This is a genomic window from Pseudomonas sp. B34(2017) (assembly GCF_002112915.1).
GTDB classification, from domain to species: domain Bacteria; phylum Pseudomonadota; class Gammaproteobacteria; order Pseudomonadales; family Pseudomonadaceae; genus Aquipseudomonas; species Aquipseudomonas pharyngis.
Map to the genome: position 1 here is coordinate 119,626 of NZ_NEJA01000002.1, position 26,332 is coordinate 145,957.

The 26,332-nt window shown below is 62.3% G+C and carries 24 protein-coding genes; 7 read left to right on the forward strand and 17 right to left on the reverse strand.

Annotated features, from left to right (window positions below):
* Positions 1–85: 85 nt before the first annotated feature.
* Both CAF80_RS06125 and CAF80_RS06130 read right to left on the reverse strand, forming a co-directional pair.
* Complete coding sequence (locus tag CAF80_RS06125) at positions 86–565, reverse strand: nuclear transport factor 2 family protein (protein ID WP_039768666.1); 480 nt, start codon at positions 563–565, stop codon at positions 86–88.
* Positions 566–618: 53 nt separating this feature from the next.
* Positions 619–1,185: a TetR/AcrR family transcriptional regulator gene (locus CAF80_RS06130; protein WP_039768664.1), complete on the reverse strand. Its 567-nt coding sequence runs from the start codon at positions 1,183–1,185 to the stop codon at positions 619–621.
* A 257-nt stretch (positions 1,186–1,442) separates the two neighbouring features.
* On the opposite strand from CAF80_RS06130, the gene pssA reads away from it, so the two are divergent.
* A complete protein-coding gene (gene pssA, locus CAF80_RS06135) occupies positions 1,443–2,786 on the forward strand; it encodes a CDP-diacylglycerol--serine O-phosphatidyltransferase (RefSeq protein ID WP_085666985.1) in 1,344 nt (447 codons plus the stop codon).
* Positions 2,787–2,849: 63 nt separating this feature from the next.
* Here pssA and efeO (CAF80_RS06140) read toward each other — a convergent pair whose 3' ends face one another.
* The 4 genes from efeO (CAF80_RS06140) to efeU are packed head-to-tail and all read right to left on the reverse strand — an operon-like array spanning position 2,850 to position 7,059.
* Positions 2,850–3,674: an iron uptake system protein EfeO gene (gene efeO / locus CAF80_RS06140; protein WP_085666986.1), complete on the reverse strand. Its 825-nt coding sequence runs from the start codon at positions 3,672–3,674 to the stop codon at positions 2,850–2,852.
* A gap of 21 nt (positions 3,675–3,695) precedes the next feature.
* Positions 3,696–4,994: an iron uptake transporter deferrochelatase/peroxidase subunit gene (gene efeB, locus CAF80_RS06145; RefSeq protein ID WP_074690503.1), complete on the reverse strand. Its 1,299-nt coding sequence runs from the start codon at positions 4,992–4,994 to the stop codon at positions 3,696–3,698.
* Between the two features lie 17 nt (positions 4,995–5,011).
* Positions 5,012–6,211 carry an iron uptake system protein EfeO gene (gene efeO, locus CAF80_RS06150; protein ID WP_085666987.1) on the reverse strand — a complete coding sequence of 400 codons (1,200 nt, stop codon included), beginning with the start codon at positions 6,209–6,211 and terminating at the stop codon, positions 5,012–5,014.
* Between the two features lie 8 nt (positions 6,212–6,219).
* Complete coding sequence (gene efeU, locus CAF80_RS06155; protein WP_085666988.1) at positions 6,220–7,059, reverse strand: iron uptake transporter permease EfeU; 840 nt, start codon at positions 7,057–7,059, stop codon at positions 6,220–6,222.
* 179 nt (positions 7,060–7,238) lie between these two features.
* On the opposite strand from efeU, the gene CAF80_RS06160 reads away from it, so the two are divergent.
* The 6 genes from CAF80_RS06160 to CAF80_RS06185 all read left to right on the forward strand — a co-directional run bounded on the left by CAF80_RS06160 (position 7,239) and on the right by CAF80_RS06185 (position 14,137).
* Complete coding sequence (locus tag CAF80_RS06160; RefSeq protein ID WP_074690505.1) at positions 7,239–8,255, forward strand: AraC family transcriptional regulator; 1,017 nt, start codon at positions 7,239–7,241, stop codon at positions 8,253–8,255.
* A 301-nt stretch (positions 8,256–8,556) separates the two neighbouring features.
* A complete protein-coding gene (locus CAF80_RS06165; RefSeq protein WP_039768651.1) occupies positions 8,557–10,221 on the forward strand; it encodes an AMP-binding protein in 1,665 nt (554 codons plus the stop codon).
* A gap of 15 nt (positions 10,222–10,236) precedes the next feature.
* Entirely contained in the window at positions 10,237–10,998 is a 762-nt protein-coding gene (locus tag CAF80_RS06170; protein WP_085666989.1) for an SDR family NAD(P)-dependent oxidoreductase, read from the forward strand.
* Positions 10,999–11,010: 12 nt separating this feature from the next.
* Complete coding sequence (locus tag CAF80_RS06175) at positions 11,011–12,201, forward strand: acetyl-CoA C-acyltransferase (RefSeq protein ID WP_085666990.1); 1,191 nt, start codon at positions 11,011–11,013, stop codon at positions 12,199–12,201.
* A 20-nt stretch (positions 12,202–12,221) separates the two neighbouring features.
* Complete coding sequence (locus CAF80_RS06180) at positions 12,222–13,349, forward strand: acyl-CoA dehydrogenase (RefSeq protein ID WP_085666991.1); 1,128 nt, start codon at positions 12,222–12,224, stop codon at positions 13,347–13,349.
* Positions 13,350–13,363: 14 nt separating this feature from the next.
* Entirely contained in the window at positions 13,364–14,137 is a 774-nt protein-coding gene (locus CAF80_RS06185) for an enoyl-CoA hydratase (protein WP_039768644.1), read from the forward strand.
* Between the two features lie 254 nt (positions 14,138–14,391).
* Here CAF80_RS06185 and CAF80_RS06190 read toward each other — a convergent pair whose 3' ends face one another.
* The 11 genes from CAF80_RS06190 to argH all read right to left on the reverse strand — a co-directional run bounded on the left by CAF80_RS06190 (position 14,392) and on the right by argH (position 26,112).
* Positions 14,392–15,543, reverse strand: coding sequence for an acyl-CoA dehydrogenase family protein (locus CAF80_RS06190; protein WP_085666992.1), 1,152 nt, complete (start codon positions 15,541–15,543; stop codon positions 14,392–14,394).
* Between the two features lie 3 nt (positions 15,544–15,546).
* Positions 15,547–16,653: an enoyl-CoA hydratase/isomerase family protein gene (locus CAF80_RS06195; RefSeq protein WP_085666993.1), complete on the reverse strand. Its 1,107-nt coding sequence runs from the start codon at positions 16,651–16,653 to the stop codon at positions 15,547–15,549.
* Between the two features lie 190 nt (positions 16,654–16,843).
* Positions 16,844–17,530, reverse strand: coding sequence for an HPP family protein (locus CAF80_RS06200; RefSeq protein WP_085666994.1), 687 nt, complete (start codon positions 17,528–17,530; stop codon positions 16,844–16,846).
* A gap of 157 nt (positions 17,531–17,687) precedes the next feature.
* Positions 17,688–18,866 carry an MFS transporter gene (locus tag CAF80_RS06205; RefSeq protein ID WP_039768637.1) on the reverse strand — a complete coding sequence of 393 codons (1,179 nt, stop codon included), beginning with the start codon at positions 18,864–18,866 and terminating at the stop codon, positions 17,688–17,690.
* 16 nt (positions 18,867–18,882) lie between these two features.
* Positions 18,883–20,235, reverse strand: a complete 1,353-nt coding sequence (locus CAF80_RS06210) for an MmgE/PrpD family protein (RefSeq protein WP_085666995.1) — start codon at positions 20,233–20,235, stop codon at positions 18,883–18,885.
* Positions 20,232–21,122, reverse strand: a complete 891-nt coding sequence (locus CAF80_RS06215) for a polysaccharide deacetylase (RefSeq protein ID WP_085666996.1) — start codon at positions 21,120–21,122, stop codon at positions 20,232–20,234. Before CAF80_RS06215 ends, CAF80_RS06210 begins: the two co-directional genes overlap by 4 nt.
* Positions 21,115–21,963: a polysaccharide deacetylase gene (locus CAF80_RS06220; protein WP_085666997.1), complete on the reverse strand. Its 849-nt coding sequence runs from the start codon at positions 21,961–21,963 to the stop codon at positions 21,115–21,117. The genes CAF80_RS06215 and CAF80_RS06220 overlap by 8 nt, the downstream gene beginning before the upstream one ends.
* 142 nt (positions 21,964–22,105) lie before the next feature.
* Entirely contained in the window at positions 22,106–22,930 is an 825-nt protein-coding gene (locus CAF80_RS06225) for an ABC transporter substrate-binding protein (protein ID WP_039768629.1), read from the reverse strand.
* Positions 22,931–22,969: 39 nt separating this feature from the next.
* A complete protein-coding gene (locus CAF80_RS06230) occupies positions 22,970–23,734 on the reverse strand; it encodes an amino acid ABC transporter ATP-binding protein (RefSeq protein ID WP_039768627.1) in 765 nt (254 codons plus the stop codon).
* Positions 23,735–23,744: 10 nt separating this feature from the next.
* Entirely contained in the window at positions 23,745–24,623 is an 879-nt protein-coding gene (locus CAF80_RS06235) for an amino acid ABC transporter permease (protein ID WP_011334265.1), read from the reverse strand.
* Between the two features lie 61 nt (positions 24,624–24,684).
* The gene (gene argH / locus CAF80_RS06240; RefSeq protein WP_039768624.1) at positions 24,685–26,112 is read right to left on the reverse strand and encodes an argininosuccinate lyase; all 1,428 of its coding nucleotides are present in this window, start codon (positions 26,110–26,112) and stop codon (positions 24,685–24,687) included.
* Between the last annotated feature and the right edge of the window lie 220 nt (positions 26,113–26,332).

Sequence of the window (26,332 nt, forward strand, 5' to 3'; positions counted from 1 at the left end):
CCCCGTTACTAAAATCTCTGTGACTCAAATATGATCAGCGAAAAAACTGCAGGAGCTGCTAAGTGCAGCTCCTGCAGATAAATGTTTACAGACCCAGTTCGGACAACCCCGGATGATCATCCGGACGGCGACCCAGCGGCCAATGGAACTTACGTTCGCTCTCCTTGATCGGCATGTCGTTGATGCAGGCGTAACGCTGGAACATCAGGCCGTTGTCGTCGAATTCCCAGTTCTCGTTGCCGTAGGAGCGAAACCAGTTGCCCGAGTCGTCGTGCCACTCGTAGGCGTAGCGCACGGCGATGCGGGTGTCGGAGTAAGCCCAGAGTTCCTTGATCAGGCGGTAATCCAGTTCCTTGGCCCATTTGCGGGTCAGGAAACCCTTGGCTTCTTCGCGGTTGTTGGCGAATTCGGCGCGGTTACGCCATTTGGTGTCCAGGGTGTAAGCCAGCGACACGCGTTCCGGGTCGCGGGAGTTCCAGCCATCCTCGGCCAGACGAACTTTTTCAATGGCCGATTCACGGTTGAACGGTGGCAATGGCGGACGAACTTCGGCTGCAGTAGACATGTTTGTCTCCCGATCTGTTAACAGTTAAACAACTTGTCAGGCTTATTAAGGCGTTACAGGTCCAATAACTTTCGCGCCATGCATTGCGCATTATCGGCGGCACTGTGATCACCCATCACAAGCGCTACGGTAATGGCGCCGTCAATCAGGATCAGCAACTGTTTGGCCAGCAGTTGCGGGTCCTCGGCCCCATGTTCGGTACACAGCTCGCACAGGTAGTCGAGCAGTTTCTGTTTGTGGTCTTTGGCGACCTGGCGAACCGGATCCTGCGGATCGCCGGTCTCACCGCTGGTGTTGATAAAGGCGCAGCCCCGGAAACCTTCCGAGGCGAACCAGCCCTTGAGCACGGTAAACAGGTTGAGCAGGCGGTCGGCCGGGGTCTCGGCCTGATCGACGGCGCTTCTGTACCAGTGCATCCAGCGCACGTCGCGGCGTTGCAGGGCGGCGACGGTCAGCTCCTCCTTGTTGGCGAAGTAGCGGTAGATACTCTTTCTGGAAACGCCGGCGGTTTTCACCAGAAGATCCATGCCGGTGGCAGCGATGCCACTTTTGTAGATCAACTTTTCGGTGACATCCAGAATGATGTCTCGGGTCGTGTCGTTGCGTGTGATTTCGTTCATGTGGCGAACAGTAGAACGATCGTTCTCCTTGGTCAAGCAATTATTTTATGATCGCTCTCGCGTTCTACTTGATCGTTCCCACGCTCTGCGTGGGAATGCCTCAAGGGACGCTCTGCGTTCCAGCTCTGGAAGGGACGCGGAGCGTCCCGGGCTGCGTTCCCACGCAGAGCGTGGGAACGATCAATCAGGCGGGAAGACCCGAAGGAGTTGATGGTGTAAGCTCTCGGGTTCTTCGGATTCGACCCATTGCGAGCCCTATGCCGTTGCTTTTCAAACGCTCTCTGCTGCCCAAACTGCGCAGCTTTCCGCTGACCGCCGAGGCCGTGACGATACTGCCCGGCGCCGCCGATTTCCGTCGTTGCCTGCTGGAGAAAATCGCCCAGGCGACCCGGCGCATCTACCTCGTCGCGCTTTATCTGCAAAACGATGAAGCCGGCCAGGAAATTCTCGATGCCTTGCACGCCGCCAAACTCAAGCGTCCCGAGCTTGAAATCGCGGTGGTCGTCGACTGGCTGCGGGCCCAGCGTGGCTTGATCGGTGCCGGCAAGCAGCCGGGCAACTCGGCGTGGTATCAGGAAATGACCCGCACCCACCAGAGCGTGGTGCCGGTCTACGGCGTGCCGGTGCAGACCCGCGAGCTGTTCGGCGTGCTGCACCTCAAAGGCTTCGTGATCGACGATTGCGTGGTCTACAGCGGTGCGAGCCTGAACAACGTCTACCTGCACAAGTTCGACAAGTACCGTTTCGACCGTTATCACGTGTTGCAAAGCCGCGAACTGGCGGACTCGATGCACCATCTGGTCAAGCACGGCCTGATCGAATCGAAAGCGGTGCATCGCCTCGACCTGCCGAACCTGCCGACCACCCGCAGTCTGCGCAACGACATCGGCGACCTGCGCAGCCGCCTGAAGTACGCGGCGTACGACACCAGTGCCGGCAGCACGGCGCACACTGGCCTGTCGGTCAGCCCGTTGCTGGGTGTGGGCAAGAACAATCCGCTGAACCGGGTGATTCTCGAGCTGATCGCCAGTGCCCAGAAGCAACTGACCATCTGCACGCCGTACTTCAACCTGCCGCTGGGGGTGATCCGCGAGATCAACCGCGCACTGGCGCGCGGCGTGAAGATCGACATCGTGGTCGGCGACAAGACCGCCAACGACTTCTACATTCCGCCGACCGAGCCGTTCAAGGTGATCGCTGCGCTGCCGTATCTCTATGAGATCAGCCTGCGTCGTTTCGCCAAGCGTCATCAGCGCAACATCGACAGCGGCCAGTTGAACCTGCACCTGTGGCGTGAAGGCGACAACAGCTATCACCTCAAGGGCATGTGGATCGACCAGCGCTACACGTTGCTGACCGGCAATAACCTGAACCCGCGGGCGTTTCGGCTCGATCTGGAAAACGCCTTGCTGATCGATGACCCGAAAGGCGAGTGGCTGGAGCCGCGCCGTCTGGAGCTGGAAAACATCTTCGAACACACCACGCGGATCGAGCGATTCCAGGACCTGGAAGCCCTGCCGGACTACCCGGCTGGTGTGGCCAAGTTCCTCAAGCGCGTGAGCCGGGTGCGGGTCGAGCGGTTGCTCTATCGCATTCTCTAAAACCGGCCCACAAAAAATCCCCCGAACGCAGCACGCGTCCGGGGGATTTTTTTATGCGCGGACTCAGTTCAGACCGAGTTTGCCACGCAACGTCGACAGGTCTTCAGCCAAGGTATTGACCGGGCCGACCAGCGCCTTGCGGTCGTTGTCCTTCACCTTATCGTAAGTCTCGAAACCGCCGTCCCTGGTCTTGTACTTGGCCAGGATCTTGTCCACGGTGGCGAAGTTCTTGTCGACTTTGGCGACGAAGGCCTTGTCCTGTTTCTCGATCTGCGGACGGAACAGGTCGACGATTTTCTTCGCGCCGTCGATATTGCCCTGGAAGTCATAGAGGTCGGTGTGGCTGTATCGGTCTTCTTCACCGGAGATCTTGGTCGCGGCGACTTCTTCGAGCAGCGCAGCGGCGCCGCCAACGACTTTTTCCGGCGGGAAGGTCAGGCCGGCGACGCGGGTTTGCAGGTCCTTCACGTCCTTGTTCAGGCCATCCGCCAGGGCGTCCAGATCCTTGGTGCTCTTTTCCGAGAACAGCGAGTACTCGATGCGGTGGAAACCGGTGAAGTCTTCGGCTTTTACGCCTTGCTCGTGGTCGTCGACGCGAGAGTCGATGGACGCGTCGAGGTCACTGAACAGCTCGGCGATCGGCTCGATCGACTCATAAAAAACGCGGGTCGGCGCGTAGAGCTTCTGCGCGGTGGCCAGGTCGCCTTTTTTCACCGCGTCAGTGAACTGCTGAGTGTGGCTGGCCAGTTCATCCAATTGTTCGGTGACGTAGATCTTGTAGTCCGACACCGGCCCCACCAGATCCAGAGGCGCGGTCGCGGCGAACGCCGACAGCGGGGTGTTGAGCAAACCAAGGGTCAGCAATAACGCGAGTGGCGTCTTTTTCATGGGGGCGGCTCCTGTTGAATGCTATGCAGTTGTTTTTGGTTGAGTAGCGTTGAGCAGCGAGCGACCGATGAAGTCCTTGTCGCCCGTGACACCCGGCAGGGTGAAGAAGTAACCGCCGCCGACCGGCTTGAGGTATTCCTCCAGCGGTTCGCCGTTGAGGCGGGTCTGCACGGTGATGAAGCCTTTTTCCAGATCCGCCTGATAGCAGATGAACAGCAGGCCCATGTCGAGCTGGCCGTTCTTGTTCACGCCGTTGGAGTAGTTGAACGGCCGGCGCAGGATCAGGTTGGCCTGGCTCGCGGCGGTGCGCGGATTGGCCAGGCGAATGTGCGCGTCGAGCTTGGTCAGCTTGCCTTCCGGGTCCTTGCTGTAATCCGGGACTTCGGTCTCATGGCTGGCGCCCATCGGCGCGCCGGTGGTTTTCACCCGGCCAATGATGCTTTCCTGTTCCTGCAACGGCGTGCGGTCCCAGCGTTCGACAAAGTTGCGGATGATCCGCACCGCCTGATAACTGCCGTGGGCCGCCCAGGCCGGTTCATCACTGCCCGGTTGCACCCAGACGATGCGGTCCATGGCTTTGCCGTCGTTGGAATCCGGGTTGGCCGAACCGTCGCGGAAACCCAGGAAATTACGCGCCGATTGCGCCGGCACACCGGGCTTGGCCGGGGCTTGCGGCGGCACGCTGCCTTCCTGTTTCCAGCGCACCAGCAGCAGGTCCGGCAGGTTCTTCACGATGTCGCGCAGGGCGTGGATGTTGGTGTCGGCGGTGTTGGAGCAGAACTGCAGGCTCAAATCGCCGTGGCAGCAATCGGCTTCCAGCGCATCGTTGGGGAAACCGACCATGCGCACCAGACGCTTGGGTTTGGCGGACGCGAGGCCGAAGCGCTCATCGAACAACGATTCGCCGACGGACACGGTGATGGTCAGGTTGTCCGGCGTCACCACCGGGCCGAGGATTCCGGAATCCGGCGGCGGCAGCTTCGGATCGATCTGCGCCACCGGGCCGCCCTTCATCAGGAACGCGATGCGCTCGTTGAGGGTGCGGAACAGGCGTTCGAGGTCTTCACGGTCGCTGGCCAGTACATCGAACGACACCAGCATGCCGGCCGCCGGACGCGGGGTGACGATGCCAGTCTGGTGCACGCCATGGAAATCGTGGTGATCCTGGGTCTTGTCGCTGCTCGGCGCTTCGGTGACTTGCGCAGGGGCGGCGGCCATTGCCGGGCAGCTCAGGGCAGTACCGGCCAGTGCGACGCCGGCGGCGCCCATGCCCATCAGTACGCGGCGACGTTGCAGGTTGAAGTGTTCGGAATCGTTCATCGGTATTCGTCTTCTGCTTACAGGCCGGAGAGGCCGAGGGCGGGATCAATGGCGTCGAGGGCGTCGGCCAGAGCCTTGGCCTTGTCGGCGATCTGCTTGCGTTGCTCACCGTTGACGGTGTCGTAACTGGCGTAGCCGTCCTTGACCTTGAAGCCGTTCAGCGTGGTATCGAAATCAGCCAGCGCGCTGTCGATTTTCGGCAGCAGGTCGGCGGCGGATTTGCTCAGCAGCGGGCGCAGCAGTTCGACGGCTTTGTGCGCGGTTTGCTGATTGGCCGCGAAGCCGTTGAGATCGCTGTGGCTGTAGCGTTCCTCTTCGCCGCTGGCGGCGCGCACGTCGGCGAGGGTGTTGAGGTTGCGCACGACGATTTCCACCAGTTGCTCCGGTGGCAGCGACTGGGCCAGCAGTTGCTGTTTCAGCGTGGTGACGTTGTCGAGCAAGCCTTGGGCAATCGGTGTCAGCCCATCGAGTTTGCGTTGCTGGAACAGCGCGTATTCGAGGCGGTGGAATCCGACGAAGGCCGGATCCTGCTCGCGTTTTTCGAAGTAATCGGCGCGGGCGTTGATGCTGTTGTCCAGCTCGGCCAGGCGTTGTGCGGCGGGGGCCAGACGCTGATACGCGGCGCGGGCCGGCAAATACGACGCCTGGGCCTGGGCCAGATCGCCGCTGTCGATGGCTTGATTCAGCGCCGTCACGGCTTTGATCAGCGCGCTGCCCTGGCTGGCCAGATACACGCGGAACTCCGACAGCGGCCCGACGAAGGCAACCATCGACGGCTTGGCCTTGGCGGCGGCATCGGAAGCGGCGGTTGGCGTCACGTGCAGGGTGCCGCGCGGGTTGCTCAGCAGGCCGCAGGTGATGGCGTAGTCGCCGGGTTGCAGGTTGGCGTTGATCACCTGGCTCAGGCCCGGCGCGATGTTCTCACGCTCTTCGATCACCAGCACGCCGTCGAGGATTTCCCACTCCACCGCCCGGTCAGAGCGGTTGACGATGCGGAAACTGGCGTGGCCGGCCGGGACCGTCAGGGCGTTCGGTTCGCAACTGTGCGGATGGATGTTGACCACCACTTCGTCACGGTTGTGCTGACGTTTGGCGGCGGCCAGTTTCGAGGCGTAGTAGAACAGGCCACCGGCGGCGATCATCACGACCACCGAACCGGCCACCGCCCAGCGCAAGGCGCGGGGAGGCGAGGCCTGAGGAATTTTAGGCTTTGACATGAAGGCCCTTATTGGCTGGAAACGGAAGACGATTGGGCAGCAGGCTTGGGCGCCGGCATGAAGAACATGACCAGCGCCACCAGCAGATAAATCAGGTACGCGCCGAGGGTGCTGACGGTTGGTGCGTCCTGATAACCGAACATGCCGGCCAGCACCGAGCCCAGCGGGCCGTCCGTCGGCAGCGTCGCGCTGAAGTCGAAGAGCACGGTTTGCAGGTGGTTCCACACCCCGGCTTCATGCAGGGCCTGCACCGAGTTGGCGAGAATCCCGGCGGCGACCACGAGGATGAACAGCCCGGTCCAGCGGAAGAACGCCGATAGATTCAAACGCATGCTGCCGCTGTAGATCAGGAAGCCGACGACGATCGCCAGAATCAGGCCGAGCAGGGCGCCGATCGGCGCGGCCGGGCCTTCGCTCTGCTGGAACACGGCGAGCAGGAAGAACACGGTTTCCAGGCCTTCCCGTGCCACGGCGAAAAACACCATGGCGATCAGCGCGATGACCTGATGCTTCGACGCGGTCAGCGCATGATCGAGGGAGGCTTGCAGTGAATGCTTGATCGAACGCGCCACCTTGCGCATCCAGAACACCATCGAACTGAGAATGCCCACGGCCACCAGCCCGACCACGCCTTCGAACAGTTCCTGCTGCTTTTGCGGGAATTCGGCACTGACCAGCTCCAGGCCACCGCCGACCAGCAACGCCAGCGCAGCAGCGAGAAACACCCCGATCCACACCGCCGGCATCCACTGGCCACGGCCGGTCTGTTGCAGGTAGCTGGCGATGATGCCAACGATCAGCGCGGCTTCGATGCCTTCGCGCAACATGATCAAAAAGGGAACGAGCATTCGGCGGTCACTGTGTAACGAAATGAGGTTACAAGTTGTAACATAATGAAAGTCATTCTCACATGGCATTCATTGACATTTAGCTGAACCTCAGCTGAACGAGTCTGAACATCCACGCCGCCCAGCCAGCTGCGCTAAGATGCCCGCCACTCGAACAACAACAGGACTCAGCGGGTTCCATGTCGGAAAAAGACACCATCGCCATTCAACTGGTGCGCGAAGCACTGCTGCAAAGTTGTGCCCCTGGCGTGGCCACGGAAGAAGTCTTGAGCAAGGTCGGGATCGATCCGGCGTTGCTGCCCACCGATGACGCCCGTGTGCCGGCCAGCCAGTACGCGCGGTTGTGGCGCCTGTTGGCGCGGCGCGGCGATGACGAGTTCTTCGGCATGGACCCGCGCAAGCTGAAATCCGGCAGCCTCGAATTCCTCTGCCGCAGCGCGATGGCCCAGCCGAACCTGGCGGCCGGGTTGGGCAGCGGTCTGAATTTTCTGTCGCTGATGCTCGAGCGCATGCCGGCGCAACTGGTGCACCAGCAGAGTCTGGCGGAAATCGTGCTGCTGGAAGACGACCCGGAACCGCGCCGCGCCTTCACCTATTTCACCTACTGGATGATCGTCCACGGCGTGGCGTGCTGGCTGGCGGGGCGGCGGATTCCGATCCTGGCCATCGAACTGCGCTGCCCGGCGCCGGATTTTTGCGATGACTATCGGGTGATGTTCTCGGAAAACCTGCGTTTCGACCGGCCGCGCACGCGGATGATCTTCGCCGCCGATGTGCTGGATCTGCCGATCAAGCGCAGCGCCGAGGAGTTGAAACGCTTTCTGGCCCATGCCCCGGCCAACATTCTGGTGAAGTATCGCGACCCGGAAAGCCTTGCCAGCCGGATCAAGCAGGATCTGCGGCAGTTGCCCGCCGAACAGTGGCCGGAAACCGACGCGCTGGCCCAGCAGTTGTGCATGTCGGCCTCGACCCTGCGCCGGCGTCTGGCTGAAGAAGGGCAGACCTATCAGGGCCTGAAGGATAGCGTGCGCAAAGAGCTGGCGATCACCTGGCTGGCGGAACCTTCGATCAGTTTTGCCGACATCGCCACCCGCTTGGGGTTTGCCGATGCGAGCTCGTTCTACAAGGCGTTTCGCAAGTGGTCGGGGACCAATCCTGGGCACTATCGCAGCTTGATCCTCAACGAAGCGGTCTGATCCACCGCTGACGCTCGCTGCTCACCACCGACTCTCGTTCCCACGCTCTGCGTGGGAATGCAGCCCGGGACGCTCCGCGTCCCTTCCAGAGCTGGAACGCGGAGCGTCCCTTGAGGCATTCCCACGCAGAGCGTGGGAACGATCATCGCGGCACGGCGTGGGAGCGATCAAAGTCCGGAACCTTGGCCAAACCAGTCATCCACTTTGAGGGCTTTGACCATTGCCGCAGCCGGCGTGCGGCGCGAGTATTCCTCTGTTGTTTACGGTTCCCCAACCTAATAAGAACAGAGGGATTCTGGCAATGCGCGATTACTTGTCTGCCACCGCACAGTTTGATTATCAGCACACCGTGGATGCCGCGCTCAGCGGCACGCTCGAGGCGCTCAACGCCTGCGTCGAATGTTGTGACCGCCACGCCTTGCCGGGGCGCATCGCGCTGTTCTGGGAAGGCCGCGACGGCGCCAGTGCGACGTACACTTTCAGCGACCTGCAGGACAAAGCCGCGCGTTTCGCCAATTTCCTTCTCGCCCAGGGCGTGCAGAAGGGCGACAAGGTCGCCGGCCTGCTGCCACGCAATATCGAATTGCTGATCACCGTGTTCGCCACCTGGCGCATCGGCGCGGTGTATCAACCGCTGTTCACCGCGTTCGGCCCCAAGGCCCTCGAACATCGCCTGAACTGCTCCGGTGCCAAAGTCGTGGTCACCGATGCAGTCAATCGGCCAAAACTCAGTGAAGTCGCCGACTGCCCGACGCTGGTCACTGTCGGCGGTCCGAAAGGCCAGGGCATCGTCCGTGGCGATTTCAGTTTCTGGGCCGAGCTGCCCAACCATTCCAATGTCTGCGAACCGCTGATGCTGACCGGCGAAGACCCGTTCCTGCTGATGTTCACCTCGGGCACCACCGGCCCGTCGAAAGCGCTGTCGGTGCCGCTCAAGGCCATCGTCGCGTTCCAGAGTTACACCCGTGACGCCGTGGACCTGCGCCCGGAAGATGCGTTCTGGAACGTCGCCGATCCGGGCTGGGCCTACGGCATCTATTTTGGCGTGACCGGTCCGTTGTCGATGGGCCATCCGATCACGTTCTACGATGGCCCGTTCACCCTCGAAAGCACCTGCCGGGTGATCAACAAGTACGGGATCACCAACCTCACCGGTTCGCCGACGGCGTATCGTCTGCTGATTGCCGGCGGCGATGAGTTCGCCAGGTCGATCAAGGGCAAACTGCGCATCGTCAGCAGCGCCGGTGAGCCGTTGAACCCGGAAGTGATTCGCTGGTTCGCCGACAACCTCGGCGTGGTCATTCACGACCACTACGGCCAGACCGAACTGGGCATGGTCCTGTGCAACCACCACGGCCTCGAACACCCGATCCACCTCGGCGCTGCCGGTTTTGCTTCGCCGGGCCATCGCATCGTGGTGCTCGACGAGCAGAATAATGAACTCGGCGTCGGCCAGCCCGGCATCCTCGCCATCGACCGCACACAGTCGCCGATGTGCTGGTTCGCCGGTTACGAAGGCGCGCCGACCAAAGCCTTCGTCGGCAATTACTACCTGAGCGGCGACACCGTCGAGTGGAACCCGGACGGCAGCATCAGCTTCGTCGGCCGCAGCGATGACGTGATCACCACGTCCGGTTATCGCGTCGGCCCGTTCGACGTGGAAAGTGCACTGATCGAACACCCAGCCGTCGTTGAAGCCGCAGTGGTCGGCAAGCCCGATCCGGAACGTACTGAACTGGTCAAAGCCTTCGTCGTGCTCAACCCGCAATACCGTGCCGAACCGGCGCTGGCCGAAGAACTGCGGCAACACGTGCGCAAACGTCTGGCCGCGCATTCGTACCCCCGTGAAATCGAATTTGTCAGCGAGTTGCCGAAAACCCCGAGCGGCAAATTGCAGCGCTTTATCTTGCGCAACCAGGAAATCGCCAAGGCTCAAGAGGCCGCGGCGCACAACGTTTCAGCTTGAATCAGGAAGTCAGTCATGCAGATCGAGAACAAGGTTTTTATCGTCACCGGCGGCGCGTCCGGCCTGGGCGTCGCCACCGCTGAGTTGCTGGTGAGTGCCGGCGCCAAAGTGATGCTGGTGGACATGAACGCCGACGCCGTCGCCGCCCAGGCCCAGCGCCTCGGTGCGCAGAGCGTGGTGGCCGACATCAGCAACGAAGCCGCCGCCGAAGCCGCCGTGCAGGCGACCGTTAAAGCCTTCGGCAGCCTGAATGGTCTGGTGAACTGCGCCGGCATCGTTCGCGGCGAGAAAATCCTCGGCAAGAACGGCCCGCACGCATTGTCCAGTTTCGCGCAGGTGATCAACGTCAACCTGATCGGCAGTTTCAACATGCTGCGTCTGGCAGCCGCTGCGATTGCCGAAAGCGCAGCCAACGCTGACGGCGAGCGCGGTGTGATCATCAACACCGCCTCGGTCGCTGCGTTCGACGGCCAGATCGGTCAGGCCGCGTATTCGGCGTCCAAAGGCGCCATCGCCAGCCTGACCCTGCCTGCGGCCCGTGAGCTGGCGCGCTTCGGCATCCGGGTGATGACCATCGCCCCGGGCATTTTCGAAACCCCGATGATGGCCGGCATGACCCCGGAAGTGCGCGACTCGCTGGCCGCCGGCGTACCGTTCCCGCCGCGTCTGGGCAAACCTGCCGAATACGCCGCGCTGGTGCGGCATATCATTGAAAACAGCATGCTCAACGGCGAGGTGATCCGTCTCGACGGTGCCTTGCGCATGGCCGCCAAGTAAGGAGGATTTCCCATGACCATCTCCAATGATCCGATTGTCATCGTCAGCGCCGTCCGCACCCCGATGGGCGGTTTTCAGGGCGAACTGAAAAGCTTGACCGCGCCGCAACTGGGCGCAGCTGCAATCAAGGCTGCGGTTGAACGCGCCGGTGTCGCCGCCGATGCGGTCGATGAAGTGCTGTTCGGCTGCGTGTTGCCGGCCGGTCTCGGTCAGGCACCTGCGCGTCAGGCTGCGCTGGGCGCCGGACTGGACAAGTCCACCCGCTGCACCACCGTCAACAAGATGTGCGGCTCGGGCATGGAAACCACCATCCTGGCCCACGACATGCTGCTGGCCGGCAGTGCCGATGTGGTGATCGCCGGCGGCATGGAAAGCATGTCCAACGCGCCGTACCTGCTGGATCGCGCCCGTGCCGGTTACCGCATGGGCCACGGCCGGGTGCTGGATTCGATGTTCCTCGACGGCCTCGAAGACGCCTACGACAAGGGCCGCCTGATGGGCACCTTCGCCGAGGATTGCGCTGAAACCAACGGCTTCAGCCGCGAGGCTCAGGATGCTTTCGCCATTGCCTCGACCACCCGCGCCCAGCAGGCGATCAAGGACGGCAGCTTCAAGGACGAAATCGTTCCGCTGACCGTGACCGTCGGCAAGGAACAAGTGGTCATCAGCAACGACGAGCAGCCGCCAAAAGCCAAACTGGACAAGATCGCTTCGCTGAAACCGGCGTTCCGCGAGGGCGGTACGGTAACTGCGGCCAACTCCAGCTCGATCTCCGACGGCGCCGCTGCGCTGGTGCTGATGCGTCAGTCGCAAGCGCATAAACAGGGTCTGAAACCGCTGGCGGTGATTCACGGCCACGCAGCCTTCGCTGACACCCCGGGCCTGTTCCCGGTGGCACCGATTGGGGCGATCAAGAAGCTGATGAAGAAAACCGGCTGGTCGCTGGATCAGGTCGATCTGTTCGAGGTCAACGAAGCGTTCGCCGTGGTCGGCATGGCGGCGATGACCCACCTGGAAATTCCTCACGCCAAGCTGAATATCCACGGCGGTGCCTGCGCGTTGGGTCATCCGATCGGTGCGTCCGGCGCGCGGATTGTGGTGACCTTGCTCTCGGCCCTGCGCCAGAAAGGCCTGAAACGCGGCGTTGCGGCGATCTGTATCGGTGGCGGTGAGGCCACGGCAATGGCTGTCGAGTGCGTCTGAACCCGAGTTAAGGATTTGCCATGATTCCCAATGACGACCAACAACAAATCCGCGACATGGCCCGGCAGTTTGCCGAGGAACGGCTCAAACCGTTCGCCGCCGAGTGGGATCGCGAACACCGCTTCCCGAAAGAAGCCATCGGCGAAATGGCCGGGCTGGGCTTCTTCGGCATGCTGGTGCCGGAGCAGTGGGGCGGTTGCGACACCGGTTACCTGGCTTACGCCATGGCCCTGGAAGAAATCGCCGCCGGCGACGGCGCCTGCTCGACGATCATGAGCGTGCACAACTCGGTGGGTTGCGTGCCGATCCTCAAGTTCGGCAACGACGACCAGCGTGAGCGTTTCCTCAAACCGCTGGCCAGCGGCGAGATGCTTGGTGCTTTCGCGTTGACCGAACCCCAGGCCGGCTCCGACGCCAGCAGCCTGAAAACCCGGGCACGCCTTGAAGGCGATCATTACGTGCTCAACGGCTGCAAACAGTTCATCACCTCCGGGCAGAATGCCGGGATCGTGATCGTGTTTGCGGTCACCGATCCGAGCGCCGGCAAGCGCGGGATCAGCGCCTTCATCGTGCCGACCGATTCGCCGGGCTACAAAGTAGCCCGCATCGAGGACAAACTCGGCCAACACGCCTCGGACACCTGCCAGATTCTGTTCGAAGACGTGAAAGTGCCGGTAGCCAACCGGTTGGGCGAGGAGGGCGAGGGCTACAAGATCGCCCTGGCCAACCTCGAAGGCGGGCGCGTCGGTATCGCTTCGCAAGCGGTGGGCATGGCCCGCGCCGCGTTCGAAGCGGCCCGCGATTACGCCCGTGAACGTGACACTTTCGGCAAGCCGATCATCGAGCATCAGGCCGTGGCGTTCCGCTTGGCAGACATGGCGACCCAGATCGCCGTGGCGCGGCAGATGGTGCATTACGCCGCCGCCCTTCGCGACAGCGGTCAGCCGGCGTTGGTCGAGGCGTCGATGGCCAAACTGTTCGCCTCGGAAATGGCCGAGAAGGTCTGCTCCATGGCCTTGCAAACCCTCGGCGGTTACGGTTACCTCAACGACTTCCCGCTGGAGCGCATCTACCGCGACGTGCGGGTCTGCCAGATCTACGAAGGCACCAGCGACATTCAGCGCATGGTCATTTCGCGCAATCTTTGAGAAGGAATCTGCACATGAGTTACGAAACGATTTTGCTGGAAACCCATGGCCGCGTCGGCCTGATCACCCTCAATCGCCCGCAGGCGCTGAATGCCCTGAATGCGCAACTGGTCAGCGAAGTGAACCGCGCGCTCGATGGGTTTGAAGCCGACGCGAACATTGGCTGCATCGTCATTACCGGCTCGACCAAAGCCTTTGCCGCCGGCGCCGACATCAAGGAAATGGCCGATCTGACCTACCCGCAGATCTACATGGACGACCTGTTCAGCGATAGCGACCGCGTGGCCAACCGCCGTAAGCCGATCATCGCGGCGGTCAACGGTTTTGCCCTCGGCGGCGGCTGTGAACTGGCGCTGATGTGCGACTTCATTCTGGCCGGCGACAACGCCAAATTCGGCCAGCCGGAAATCAACCTCGGCGTGCTGCCGGGCATGGGCGGCACCCAGCGCCTGACCCGTGCGGTGGGCAAGGCCAAGGCCATGGAAATGTGCCTGAGCGGTCGCATGATCGACGCGGTGGAAGCCGAGCGCTGCGGCATCGTCGCGCGGATCGTGCCGAGTGCCGAGTTGCTGGATGAGGCGCTGAAAGTCGCGGCAGTGATTGCCAGCAAATCGCTGCCGATTGCGATGATGGTCAAGGAAAGCGTGAATCGTGCATTCGAAGTGAACCTGACTGAAGGCGTGCGCTTCGAGCGTCGGGTGTTCCATGCGGCGTTTGCGACGCAGGATCAGAAGGAAGGGATGGCGGCGTTTGTGGCCAAGCGGCCTGCCGAGTTCCAGGGCAAATAACGCGGCGCCCTCAAGAGCCCCCTCACCCTAACCCTCTCCCAAAGGGAGAGGGGACTGACCGAGTTGTTTTCGGGAGTTGCACCGACCTGAGCTACCGAGTTGAACTCAGGCTTGAATAGCGCGAGATTGGTGTCTTCGTTTGGCAATTCCATAATCGACCGGGATGTTTCAGGTCGATGTCAAACCTGAGACACCTCGGTCGGCTCCCTCTCCCTCCGGGAGAGGGCTGGGGTGAGGGAAAGGGGCCGACACGGTTACAACTGATAGTTCTTCAACTCCCGAGCAATCACCATCCGCTGTATCTCGCTCGACCCCTCATAAATCTGGGTAATCCGCGCATCCCGGTAGTACTTCTCAACCGGGTAATCCTCCAGATACCCATACCCGCCATGAATCTGAATCGCTGACGAACACACCTTTTCAGCCATCTCCGACGCAAACAGCTTGGCCTGCGAAGCCTCCGACAGACACGGTTTGCCCGCCGTGCGCAGCCGCGCCGCGTGCAGGATCATCAAGCGGGCCGCGTTGATCTGCATCTGCATGTCCGCCAGCAGGTTGGCGATGCTCTGATGCTCGACAATCGCTTTACCGAACTGCACCCTATCACGGGCATAACCCAGCGCCGCTTCGAACGCTGCACGGGCGATGCCCAATGCTTGCGCGGCGATACCGATACGTCCGCCTTCCAGGTTGGAAAGGGCAATCGCCAGACCTTTACCGCGTTCACCCAGCAGATTGGCTTCGGGAATGCTGCAATTGTTCAGCGTCACTGCGCAGGTATCGGAAGCGCGGATGCCCATCTTGTGTTCGGTGCGATCGACGATGAAGCCCGGCGTGTCGGTCGGCACCAGAAACGCCGAGATGCCACGCTTGCCCAGATCCGGATCTGTCACCGCAAACACGATCGCCAGTTTCGCCCGCTTGCCGTTGCTGACAAATTGCTTGGCGCCGTTGATCACCCATTGCCCGTCGCGCAGTTCGGCGCGGGTGCGCAGGTTGTGCGCTTCGGAGCCGGCCTGGGGTTCGGTCAGGCAGAAGCAGCCGATTACCGCGCCGCTGGCCAGGTCCGCCAGCCAGGTCTGTTTCTGTTCTTTGCTGCCGTAGTTGAGCACCGGCCCGCAGCCCACCGAGTTGTGGATGCTCATGAACGCGCCGGTGGCACCGTCACCGGCGGAAATCTCTTCCACCGCCAGCGCATAGGCCACGTAGTCGACGTAGGTGCCGCCCCATTCTTCCGGCACTACCATGCCCAGCAAGCCGAGTTCGCCCATCTTTGCCACCAGAGCGTCATCGATCCAGCCGGCCTTTTCCCAGGCTTGTGCGTGGGGGGCGATTTCGCCACGGGCAAAGTCCCGGGCCATGTCGCGGATCATGATCTGGTCTTCAGTCAATTCGAGATCGTGCATGGCTCAGCTCCCGCTCTCTGCGAAACCGTGGAAGAAACTCGCGACCTGTTCGGCGTGCAGCGCGGTCAAGGTCGGCGGATTCCAGTGTGGTGATTTGTCTTTGTCGATCAGAAGGGCGCGCACGCCTTCGATCAGGTCGCCGCGTTCGAACCACTGGCGATCCAGATGCAGTTCGAGGGCGAAGCAGTGTTCCAGGCTCAGATGGCGGCCGCGACGGAGCATTTCCAGGGTCACACCCATGGCCAGCGGCGAGCGGGTTTCCAGCAGGTCGGCGGTGGTGGTCGCCCATTCGTGGCTGTCGGCGACGGTCACGGCGCGCAGTTGCTCGACGATGCTCGGCACGTCAGGCAAAGCGAAGAAGTGGTCGATGGCCGGACGCAAGGCTTCGAGCGGCGCATCGGGCAGGGTTTGCACGGCGTGGCGGGCCAGCAGGTTTTGCAGGTCTTTGAGCGGCGTGTCGTGCCACTCCAGGTGATCGAGCTGTTCGTCGAGGATGCCGAGTTTGCTGCTGTCCAGATACCAGTCGGCGAGGCCGCAATACAGCGCATCCGCCGCACGGATCTGCACGCCGCTGACGCCCAGATAAATCCCCAGTTCACCGGGAATCCGTGGCAGGAAATAACTGCCACCGACATCCGGGAAATAACCGATCGCCACTTCCGGCATCGCCAGACGGCTCTTCTCGGTGACCACCCGCAGGTCGGCGCCTTGCACCAGGCCCATGCCGCCGCCGAGGACGAAACCGTCCATCAGCGCCAGCACCGGTTTGCGGTAGTGGTGGATCGTCAGGTCGAGGGCGTATTCCTCGACGAAGAAATCTTCGTGCAGCGTGTCGCCGCTTTTGAAACTGTCGTAGAGCGAGCGAATGTCGCCACCGGCGCAAAAGGCTTTTTCGCCGGCACCGCGCAGCACCACCGCGTGGATATCGGCATCGGCGGCCCAGGCGTCCAGATGCTGCTGGAGCTGGCGCACCATGTCGAGGGTCAGGGCATTGAGGCCGGCGGGGCGGTTGAGGGTCAGATGACCGATGTGATTGCGAACCTCGGCCAGCACTTCGTGCGGCGTGGCATCCATGGACGAAGTCCGCGGGGATGAAGCCTGAGCAGTCATCACTAACTCCCTGCTTTTATTGTCTTTATTCGAGAAGCTCGCGCGCGAGCGTTAGCGGATCGTAACAGTGCAAATTTGCCGTGTACAACGGGGATATGTGCACGGGCTGTCTGCATTTTTACCTTAGGCCAAATGCACGGGATCGCGGCTTCTTTTCAATCGACAACGCTGACAGGTACAGGCTCCGGACTCAGCGGAACACCTGACCAATGCTGCGCCGTTTGGCGTGCAGTTCACTGGCATGAATCAACTGTTCCAGATCCTCCGGCGTGACGTCGATGAACGCCTCCATATCGGCCAGTGCCCGTTTCAGATCCTCGGCCGTGATGGACTGAGTATCGACCGGCGCCACGGCCGGCGCGGGTTCTGCGGGGCGTTTCGGATAGCGAATGCGGGTGAGGTTGTTGTAGGCCAGTGCGGCGAGCAGCAGGCACGCGGCGCTGAGCATCGCCGGTTCCAGGGCTTTCCAGTCCATGGCGATGGTCATCGGGTCGGCCAGCACCATGGTCAACGCGACGGCGCCGGCCGGCGGGTGCAGGCAGCGCAGCCAGCACATCAGGATCAGCGCCATGCCTGCGGCGAGGCACGCACTGCCGAGGGTTCGGCCGAGGACGTGGGCCACCAGCAACGCGACGACGCCCGCGCACAGGTAACCGCCGATGATCGACCACGGCTGGGCGAGGGCGCCGGACGATACGGCGAACAACAGCACCGCCGAAGCGCCCAGAGGGCCGATCAGGTGGTAGGCCACTTCAATGCCGAACACCTGACTGCACGCCCAAACACTGAACAACGTGCCCAGGGCCATGCCGATGGCGGCGCGGCTCCATTCAGTGGGGCGGGTGTTGATGGCGGCGGGCAACCAGCGAGCGAGCATGCAGAATCGATCCTTTGCGAAATTCAGGGCAAAAAAAAGGACTTGTCCGTAAGCGCGGAAAGTCCTTCGAAGTGTTCCAACTATTGGGGGAGGAACGCGCACAGTGTGCCAAGCAATCACGATGCTGACAAATTCATATAAATGCAGTTTCAGTGCATTATTTGTGAAGTAAAGCCACGCGACGCCCGCTCATGAAACACAGGAACCCGCCCATCGCCGTCAGTGCGCTGAGGGCGTAGAACATGGTCGGCGCCGGCGTGTGCATCAGCAGGAAACCGCAAATCACCGGGCTCAACGCGCCACCCAGCGCCGCCAGGTTCTGCGCGCCGTAATAGCTGCCGCGCAGTTCTTCGGGCGCCAGGGTGTCGACGAACAGAAATTCCGACGGGTAAATGATCATCTCGCCGAGGGTGAAGATGAACATCGCGATGCACCACGACACCAGGCTGTCGGCCAGGCTGAAGCCGATCAATCCAACGATGAACAGGCTGGTGCCGGCGGCGATCCAGTAGCGCAGTTTTTCCCGGTTGAGGAAGCGGCCGATCTGGTACTGCAGCAGAATCACCGCGATGGCGTTGCAGGCGAGCAGGGCAGCCATGGTTTGTAACGCCCGTTGCGAATCCTCGACCACCAGCAGGTATTGCGACAGGTACAGGGTGAAGCGGCCGTGGACCACGGTGCTGAGCAGACAGCCGCAGGTGAACATGATCAACGTGCGGTCGTTTTTCAGGGTGATGAGGGTTTTCAGGAAACTTTGCGGCTGGCCGATGGCGGCGACCGGGCTGGCATCCTTGGGAATCCCGATCATCAGGAAGATGCTGCCGAAAGCGATGCCGGCGGCAATCAGGAAGGGCGCAATCGGGTAGACCCCGGCGATTACCACGCCGAGCATCGGGCCGGTGGCGTAGCCGATGTTGGTCAGGGTGTAGCGCAGGGAAAACGCCTTGGCCCGTTGGCCCATGGGCAGGTTTTCACTGAGGATCGCCTTGGAGCCGATCAGGAACAGCGCCGAAGCGGTTTCGGTGATGACCAGCGTCAGGGTCGTCAGATACAGGTCTTTGGCGAAGGTCAGCAGCACGAAGCCGATGGCGCTGGAAAGCATCGCCAGAATCAGCAACCGGCGCTTTTCCAGCCGGTCGATGATGTAGCCACCGTACAGCGCGAGCAGGGTGGCGATGAACACCGCGATGCCCAGCAACAACCCGACATCCTGTTGGTTGAGGCCGAGCTTGTTGCTCAGAAACAGCGTGAGCAACGGACTGGTGATGGCGCGGCTGACGACGATGGTCAGCGAGACGATCATCAGGCGGCGGATAACGAGCGAGTAGGTGGCCACGGAAAATCAAATGTCCTTATTCGGTTAACAGGTGCTCAAGATTGCGCACGGAATCCAGCGTTTGCAGTTGCCGCAGTTGCGCCAGTAACGGCTCGGCCTTGACCGGTGGAATCACCCGCAGCGCCAGACTGAAAAACTTCTCCTCCAGCGCCGCCTCGCTCAGCGGATTGCCCGGCGCGCCCAGCGGCACCTCGACACACAGACTCGTCTGACGCCCGTCGCGGGTTCGCACCACGACCACCGGCTCGCCATCCTCCGATAGTCGCTCATCCACTTCAAGGCGAATGCGCGTCAGCCAATGGGCAATACGCGGATCGTCGCGCGGCTGTTCGTCGTAAGCCTCGAGCCGGCAATGGCCGTGCACCAGTCGCGCGGCGAGGGCGTAGGGCAGGCTCATTTGCGCGGCGGCCAGACTTTGGATGTCGCGACCGCCGCACATGTCGAGCAGAAACCCGCACAGGTTCACCTGGACGTCTTCCACCTGATCGGCGCCGACCTGCAATTGCTCCAGCAACAACCCAAGCGCATCGATGGCCGAATGGGTGCCACGGCAAGCGGCGTAGGGTTTGATCGAACAGCGCGCGAGTTTCCACACACGCCCCAATTCGGCATCCAGCGCATCCGGTTGCGCGCTGCTTGGCGCCAGGGTCTTGAGAAAACCACCCCAGACATCCTCGAACAATACCGACGGCCCGCTGACGCCTTCACGGGCAAAACGCGCCGCGAGCAAACCGCCCTCGGCCGCCCGGCCGCTGTGCAGTTTCTTGCTTTGCGAACCGTCATGGATGAACGCCCACAACCCGCCGCTGAAACTGCCGGCGATGCCCAGCGCCGACACGGTTTGCCCGACATCCAGCGCAAAGATCCGCGCACAGGCCGCCGCCGCGCCGAACACGCCGCAAGTGGCGGTCGAATGCCAGCCGGCGCCGTTGTGCGCCGAATAACTGCCGCAGGCCTCCAGCACCCGCCGGCCGATTTCGTAGCCGATCACCACGGCGGTGATGAACTCGCGACCGTCCACCGGCCGATCCACCAGCGACAGTGCCGCCATCACCGCCGGAAGCACCACCGCGCCCGAGTGATCGCACCCGCCGGTGTCGTCCAGCTCCAGCGCATGGGCGGCGATGCCGTTGAGCAATGCCGCATGCCCCGCGCCGACCCGCAACGATGAACCCCAGACCAACGCGGTGCCCGGCTCGGCGCCGAACACCTGCCGCGCCTGAAGCGCCACCGCACTGTCGGCCCCGGCCAGTGCTGCGCCAAAGGTGTCGAGAATGTGCCGCTTGGCCTGCTCCACCAACGCTGGCGGCAGGTCTTCAAAGCGGGTCTCGACGCAAAACTGCGCCAGCCGCTGCATGCGTTCGGTCATACGAGGTAGTCCCGATAATGGCGCTCATACACCGACGCCGGATGATCCTGCGCAACCGGCACCGCCGTCTGCGCCCACCACTGCGCGACTTCGGCGCCGGTGGCGATCCACACGTCGTCATGCTGCTGAATGCCTTGCAGCAATTCCCGCAGCACGCCGATGCGCCCCGGTGTGGCGATGATTTCCGGGTGCAGGCGCAGCACGTAGCACAAGCCGAAGCGGTGGAACCCGGCGAAGTCCATTTGCAGGTTGCCCAGGGTGTGGCTGTAAGAGGCGATCCGCGATTGCGCCGGCGGTACGGCCGGGCTCAGGTTGAAGGCGAAGTAGGGTTCGTCTTCCAGTTCGTAATGCAGCGGCAACTCGACCACTTCGGGCGCGGTCGGGTGCAAGAACGGCAGGTCATCGCCACGCCATGAGGAAGACCAGAGAATGCCGTGATCTTTCAAGGCTTCGATGAAGCCCGGCGCGCCGTTACCCGCCGGAATCCGGAAGCCGGTTGGATGCACGCCGGTAAGTGCTTCCAGCGCCGCACAGCCCTTGGCGACTTCGGCGCTTTGCGCCGCCAGATCCAGCGTGTCGTAATCCTGATGGCGGTAACCGGCGCAGGCGATTTCATGCCCGTCAGCCAGAATCGCGGCGATGTGCTGCGGGTTTTCTTCGGCAACGATGCCGGGCACGAACCAGCTGCTGCGCACCCCGAGTTCCCTGAACAGGCCGAGCAAACGCTCGACGCCGCGTTGCGTGCCGTAGCGCCACACCGACAGCGTCTTGTCGCGCCCGACGACTTCCGGGGCCTGGGTGAGAATGCCGTGGATGTCGTTGTAATCGACGGTCAGCACCACCGCGCAGCGTTTGCCGGCGGGCCAGAAGTTGTCAGCGTCAGCCATGGTGATGCTCCTTCAGCCACCAGCGGGCGATGTCGCGGCAGGTGGCGAACCACACGTCATCGCGCTGGCGCATGTGGTCGAAGAGTTTCTCCAGCAACAGGATGCGCCCCGGTTTGCCGGTGATTTTCGGGTGGAACAGGGTGGTCAGGCACAGGCCTTCGTCCATCGCGCCGTCGTACTCGCGCTGCCAGTTGTCGAGGGTCAGCTCGTAGCTGGCGGTGCGGTCGAGCCCGGACGGGAAGTTCGGTGCGCGGGTGTAGGCGAGGGAGGCGTAGTCGTCCATTTCCCAGCGGCCGGGAATCTCCACCAGCGGTGTGTCGTGGCCGGGGACGTTGACCAGATACGGGCGGTCATCGCCGCGCATGCTGCTGGAATAGATGACGCCGTTGTCGGCCAGCATCGCCGGGGTTTCCGCGCGCCAGTCACCCGACGGGGTGCGAAAACCTTCGGCGCGGATGTGCAGGTATTGCCAGAACACGTCGCGGGACTTGTTCATCACGGCCTGCTGCTGGTCCAGCGTCAGGGCGTAGAAGGATTCGTGTTTGTAGCCGTGGTAGGCGACTTCATGACCGCGCTCGACGATGGCCTGGCATTGTTTCGGCCAGTTTTCCACGACCCAGGCGGGGACGAAGAAGGTGGTCGGGATCTTGAAGGTGTCGAGCAGATCCAGCAGGCGCGGCAGGGCGCGGTAGGGGCCGTAGCCGCCGAAGCCGAAGTATTCGGGTTTGTGCCAGATCGAGCCGTTAAGCATGGCATCGCCGGTGGGGCCATCGAGGTCGAAGGCCAGGGCGAGGCAGGCTTTGTGCTGGTCGGGCCAGGTGGGTTGGGGTGATGAAGACATCACAGCGCTCCGATACTCATCTGTAGGAACTGCCGAAGGCTGCGATCTTTGTTCGGGACGCAGAGCGTCCCCGGCTGCATTCCCACGCAGAGCGTGGGAACGATCAATCAAAAGATCGCAGCCGGGCATCCGTGGCGAAGGTTTACTTGCCCGCGTTAATGGTCACGTCCTTGATCGCACCCAACTCCAGATCCCACTTCTTCAGAATCGCGTTATAGCTGCCGTCATCCACCATGCTCTGCAGCGCCACCTTCACCGCTTCACTCAGTTCAGGCTTCTTCTTGCTCACACCCAGCCCGGTGAACTGCACGGAGATCGGCTGGCCGACCGTTTTGTACATGTCCTTTTCCTGGGTCTTGAGGTACGACAGGGTTTCGCTGCCCTGCATCGCCGCATCAATGCGGCTCTGGCGCAGTTGCGCACGGGCGTCGGCCGAGCCTTCGGTGCCGATCACGTTGATCGCCGGTTTGCCGGCGGCTTCACAGTTGGCCTTGCTCCACTCGGCGATTTCCGCCGGGAACGTGGTGCGGCGGCTGGTGCCGACTTTCTTGCCGCACAGGTCGATGATCTCGTTGGTCGCGGTGTTCTTCTGCAAGGTGTAGAACTGCGGGCCGCTGGTGAAGTAGTCGACGAAGGTCACGCTGGCCTGGCGCTCGGCGGTGTCGGTCATGCCCGACAGGACCATGTCCACGCGGTCGGTGGTCAGGGCGTTGATCATTTGCTCGAAGCCGGTTTCCTGCCACTTGATCTTCACCCCGAGACGCTCGGCCAGGGCGTTGCCCAGATCGTAGTCAAGGCCGGTGAGCTTGTTGGTGGCCGGGTCCTTGAAATCCATCGGCGGATAGTTGGGCATGATCGCGACGACGATCTCGCCTTTCTCCTTGATGCTGGCCGGCAACTCGGCGGCCACGGCGACACCGCAAGACATGAGGGAGGTGAGTACTGCTGGAATGACGAAGTTCTTCATGGACGTTCTCTTATGAGTGTTGTGAAGGCCAAAGGGGCCTCAGGTTCGAACGGCAGAAATGAAGCTTTGGGTGCGCGGGTTTTGCGGACTTATTAGTATTTCTTCGGGGCTTCCAGCCTCCACGATCTGCCCGCCGTCCATGAACACCATGCGGTTGGAAACCTCCCGGGCGAAGCCCAGTTCATGGGTGACGACGATCATGGTCATGCCGGTCTGCGCCAGATCGCGCATCACCGACAGCACCTCACCGACCAGTTCCGGGTCGAGTGCCGAAGTGGGTTCATCGAACAGCATCAGCTTGGGTCGCATGGCCAGCGCGCGGGCAATCGCCACCCGTTGCTGCTGACCGCCCGACAGTTCAATCGGGTAGCTGTTGCGTTTGTCGGCCAGGCCGACCCGGGCCAGCAGCTCCAGGGCTTCTTCGTGCGCCTCCTTGGGCGAACGCTTGAGCACCTGGCACGGGCCTTCGATGATGTTTTGCAGCACGGTCATGTGCGGGAACAGGTTGAAGCGCTGGAACACCATGCCGGTGGCCAGGCGCTGGCGGGCGATCTGCGACTCGTTGAGTTCGTGCAGCTTGTGCCCGACGACGCGGTAGCCGACCAGTTCGCCGTCGACCCAGAGGCCGCCCTTGTCGATCTTTTCCAACTGGTTGACGCAGCGCAGCAGGGTGCTCTTGCCCGAGCCCGACGGGCCGATGATGCACAGCACTTCGCCTTGCTCGACCTCGATGTTGATGTCCTTGAGCGCGTGGTACTGGTCGTAATATTTGTTCAGGCTCACGGCCTTGACGATGTTTCTCATGTTCGACTCCTCAAGAACGCTTGCCGGCGCCGCGAGCGAAACGACGCTCCAGACGGCTTTGACCAAAGGACAGGACGGTGACGGTGGCCAGGTACCAGATACCGGCGACGATCAGCAGCTCCATGACCCGGGCGTTGGCGTAGTAGATGTTCTGGGCGTTGTAGAGCAGTTCCGAGTACTGGATGACGCTCGCCAGCGAGGTCATTTTCACCATGCCGATGAATTCGTTACCGACCGGCGGAATGATGATCCGCATGGCCTGCGGCAGGATGATCCGGCGCAGCGCCTGCAAGCGCGGCATGCCGATGGACTTGGCGGCTTCGTACTGGCCGGTGTCCACCGACAGCAGGCCGGCGCGCACCACTTCGGCGGTGTAGGCGCCCTGGTTGATGCTCAAGCCGAGCAGGGCGGCCACGAACGGGGTCATCAGGCTCACGGTGTCGAGTTCGAACAGGCCGGGAATGCCGATGGTGGGGAAGATCAGCGCCAGGTTGAACCACAACAGCAGTTGCAGAATCAGCGGCGTACCGCGAAACAGCCAGGTGTAGGTCACGGCCACGTAGCGCAGGATCGGGTTGGCCGACATGCGCATGATCGCGGTGATCACGCCGAACACGATGCCCAGCGCCATGGCGAGTACGGCCATGATGATCGTGTTGAACAGGCCCCACATGATCGCTTCGGAGGTGAGGAACTGGCCGATGTACGACCATTCGATCTTGCCTTCGGCGAAGGCCCGCACCAGGCCGATGATGGCGATGACGATCACGGTGGCGAAGAAAATCCGCCCGTAATAACGCCGTGGCACATGCTGGTACTGGGTAATGTCGAACTGGTTTTCCGCCAGTTTGCGCTCCGCCTGGAGTCGTTCTGCCTGAGTCTGGCTCATGGTGTTTCTCCGTACACTGTACTTTTCGATCAACCCCCTCCCGGTGGGAGGGGGACCCGGCTTAGAGGCGGAAGCCCTGGTAGTTTTCGGTCCACTGTTGCTGCGCGGCGAGGGCGGTTTTCAGGCGGCCGATCTGCTCGCGCACCTGTTGCGGTGCGGTGCCGCCCCAGCCGCTGCGTGCTGCGATGGCGGCTTCCAGGGTCAGGCTGTCACGCACGTCTGCCGTGAGGCGCGGGTCGATCTCGGCCAGCAGCGCCGGCGAGGCTTCCCACAATTCGAGGTCGTGTTTTTCGCAGGCCTGAACCAGTGCGCCGGTGATTTCGTGAGCTTCCTTGAACGGCACGCCGCGCACGGCCAGCCAGTCGGCGACTTCAGTGGCGAGGGTGAAACCCAGCGGTGCCTGACGCCGCAGTTCCTCGACGTTGACGGTCATGGTCGCGACCATCCCGGCCATGGCCGGCAGCACCAGCAGCAAGGTGTCGACGCTGTCGAGCACGCCGTTCTTGTCTTCGCTCAGGTCGCGGTTGTACGACAGCGGCAGGGATTTGAGCGTCGACAGCAGGCCGGTCAGGTTGCCGATCAGACGCCCAGCCTTGCCCCGCGCCAGTTCGGCGATGTCCGGGTTTTTCTTCTGCGGCATGATCGAGCTGCCGGTGGCGTAGGCGTCGTCCAGATCGACCCAGCGGAACTGGCGCGACGACCACAGGCAGAACTCTTCGGCCAGACGCGAGATGTTGATCCCGAGCATGCTGGCGATGAACAGGAATTCGGCGACGTGATCACGGCTGGCCACGGCGTCGATGGAGTTTTCGCAGACCCCGGCGTAGCCCATTTCCCTGGCCGATTGCTGCGGCTGGCGAGCGATCGCGGAACCGGCCATGGCCGCGGCACCGAGGGGCGACAGCGAAGTGCGCGCGTCCCAGTCCACCAGACGTTGCACGTCGCGCAGCATCGATTGCGCGTGGGCCAGCAGGTGATGGGCGAACACGATCGGTTGCGCCTGCTGCAAGTGGGTGAAGCCCGGGCAGATGCTTTCGACATGCTGCTCGGCCTGATCCACCAGCGCCGTTTGCAGGGCCAGGACTTCCACGGCCAGGGTGCGCACGTGATCACGCAGGAACAGGCGCAGGTCGTTGGCGGTCTGGTCGTTGCGTGAACGGCCGGCGCGCAGCTTGCCGCCCAGTGCGCCGAGGCGTTCGGTCAGCAGGCGCTCGATGAAGGTGTGAACGTCTTCGTCGTCCAGGGTCGGGGCGATGCGCCCGGCAGAAAAATCGGCACCGATGCCGTCCAGGGCTTCGATCATCGTGCGGGTTTCCTGCTCGTCGAGCAGGCCGGCACGTTGCAGTTCCCCGGCGTGGGCCTTGGAGCCGGCCAGATCGTACGGCGTCAGGCGGAAATAGCGCTCGGGGCAACGGGACAGGGCCGCCAGGGCTGCGGACGGGCCGCTTTTGAAACGGGCACCCCAGAGACGGTCGGTGGTTTGAGACATTGGTTGTTTTCCTCGTCGGTAACGCGAACTGAAATCGATGTGCCGGGCCCTGAAATCGCGCTGGCTATTCAGCGAACAGCAGCAGCGGACAGAATCAGGCCAAAGCAGTATTCAAGAGGGCAGTTGCAAAGAGACAAGAGCTGATCGAAGTGTCAGCTTTTAATGTTTGGCGATCAGTGAGTTGGCACTGATGTTCGGGATTTTCTGGCGGTTGCCAAGG

Bases quoted from the DNA above. Each gene is read 5' to 3' on its own strand.
- CAF80_RS06125 (WP_039768666.1), bottom strand. From the start codon at position 565: ATGTCTACTGCAGCCGAAGTTCGTCCGCCATTGCCACCGTTCAACCGT.
- CAF80_RS06130 (WP_039768664.1), bottom strand. From the start codon at position 1,185: ATGAACGAAATCACACGCAACGACACGACCCGAGACATCATTCTGGAT.
- pssA (WP_085666985.1), top strand. From the start codon at position 1,443: ATGCCGTTGCTTTTCAAACGCTCTCTGCTGCCCAAACTGCGCAGCTTT.
- efeO (WP_085666986.1), bottom strand. From the start codon at position 3,674: ATGAAAAAGACGCCACTCGCGTTATTGCTGACCCTTGGTTTGCTCAAC.
- efeB (WP_074690503.1), bottom strand. From the start codon at position 4,994: ATGAACGATTCCGAACACTTCAACCTGCAACGTCGCCGCGTACTGATG.
- efeO (WP_085666987.1), bottom strand. From the start codon at position 6,211: ATGTCAAAGCCTAAAATTCCTCAGGCCTCGCCTCCCCGCGCCTTGCGC.
- efeU (WP_085666988.1), bottom strand. From the start codon at position 7,059: ATGCTCGTTCCCTTTTTGATCATGTTGCGCGAAGGCATCGAAGCCGCG.
- CAF80_RS06160 (WP_074690505.1), top strand. From the start codon at position 7,239: ATGTCGGAAAAAGACACCATCGCCATTCAACTGGTGCGCGAAGCACTG.
- CAF80_RS06165 (WP_039768651.1), top strand. From the start codon at position 8,557: ATGCGCGATTACTTGTCTGCCACCGCACAGTTTGATTATCAGCACACC.
- CAF80_RS06170 (WP_085666989.1), top strand. From the start codon at position 10,237: ATGCAGATCGAGAACAAGGTTTTTATCGTCACCGGCGGCGCGTCCGGC.
- CAF80_RS06175 (WP_085666990.1), top strand. From the start codon at position 11,011: ATGACCATCTCCAATGATCCGATTGTCATCGTCAGCGCCGTCCGCACC.
- CAF80_RS06180 (WP_085666991.1), top strand. From the start codon at position 12,222: ATGATTCCCAATGACGACCAACAACAAATCCGCGACATGGCCCGGCAG.
- CAF80_RS06185 (WP_039768644.1), top strand. From the start codon at position 13,364: ATGAGTTACGAAACGATTTTGCTGGAAACCCATGGCCGCGTCGGCCTG.
- CAF80_RS06190 (WP_085666992.1), bottom strand. From the start codon at position 15,543: ATGCACGATCTCGAATTGACTGAAGACCAGATCATGATCCGCGACATG.
- CAF80_RS06195 (WP_085666993.1), bottom strand. From the start codon at position 16,653: ATGACTGCTCAGGCTTCATCCCCGCGGACTTCGTCCATGGATGCCACG.
- CAF80_RS06200 (WP_085666994.1), bottom strand. From the start codon at position 17,530: ATGCTCGCTCGCTGGTTGCCCGCCGCCATCAACACCCGCCCCACTGAA.
- CAF80_RS06210 (WP_085666995.1), bottom strand. From the start codon at position 20,235: ATGACCGAACGCATGCAGCGGCTGGCGCAGTTTTGCGTCGAGACCCGC.
- CAF80_RS06215 (WP_085666996.1), bottom strand. From the start codon at position 21,122: ATGGCTGACGCTGACAACTTCTGGCCCGCCGGCAAACGCTGCGCGGTG.
- CAF80_RS06220 (WP_085666997.1), bottom strand. From the start codon at position 21,963: ATGTCTTCATCACCCCAACCCACCTGGCCCGACCAGCACAAAGCCTGC.
- CAF80_RS06225 (WP_039768629.1), bottom strand. From the start codon at position 22,930: ATGAAGAACTTCGTCATTCCAGCAGTACTCACCTCCCTCATGTCTTGC.
- CAF80_RS06230 (WP_039768627.1), bottom strand. From the start codon at position 23,734: ATGAGAAACATCGTCAAGGCCGTGAGCCTGAACAAATATTACGACCAG.
- CAF80_RS06235 (WP_011334265.1), bottom strand. From the start codon at position 24,623: ATGAGCCAGACTCAGGCAGAACGACTCCAGGCGGAGCGCAAACTGGCG.
- argH (WP_039768624.1), bottom strand. From the start codon at position 26,112: ATGTCTCAAACCACCGACCGTCTCTGGGGTGCCCGTTTCAAAAGCGGC.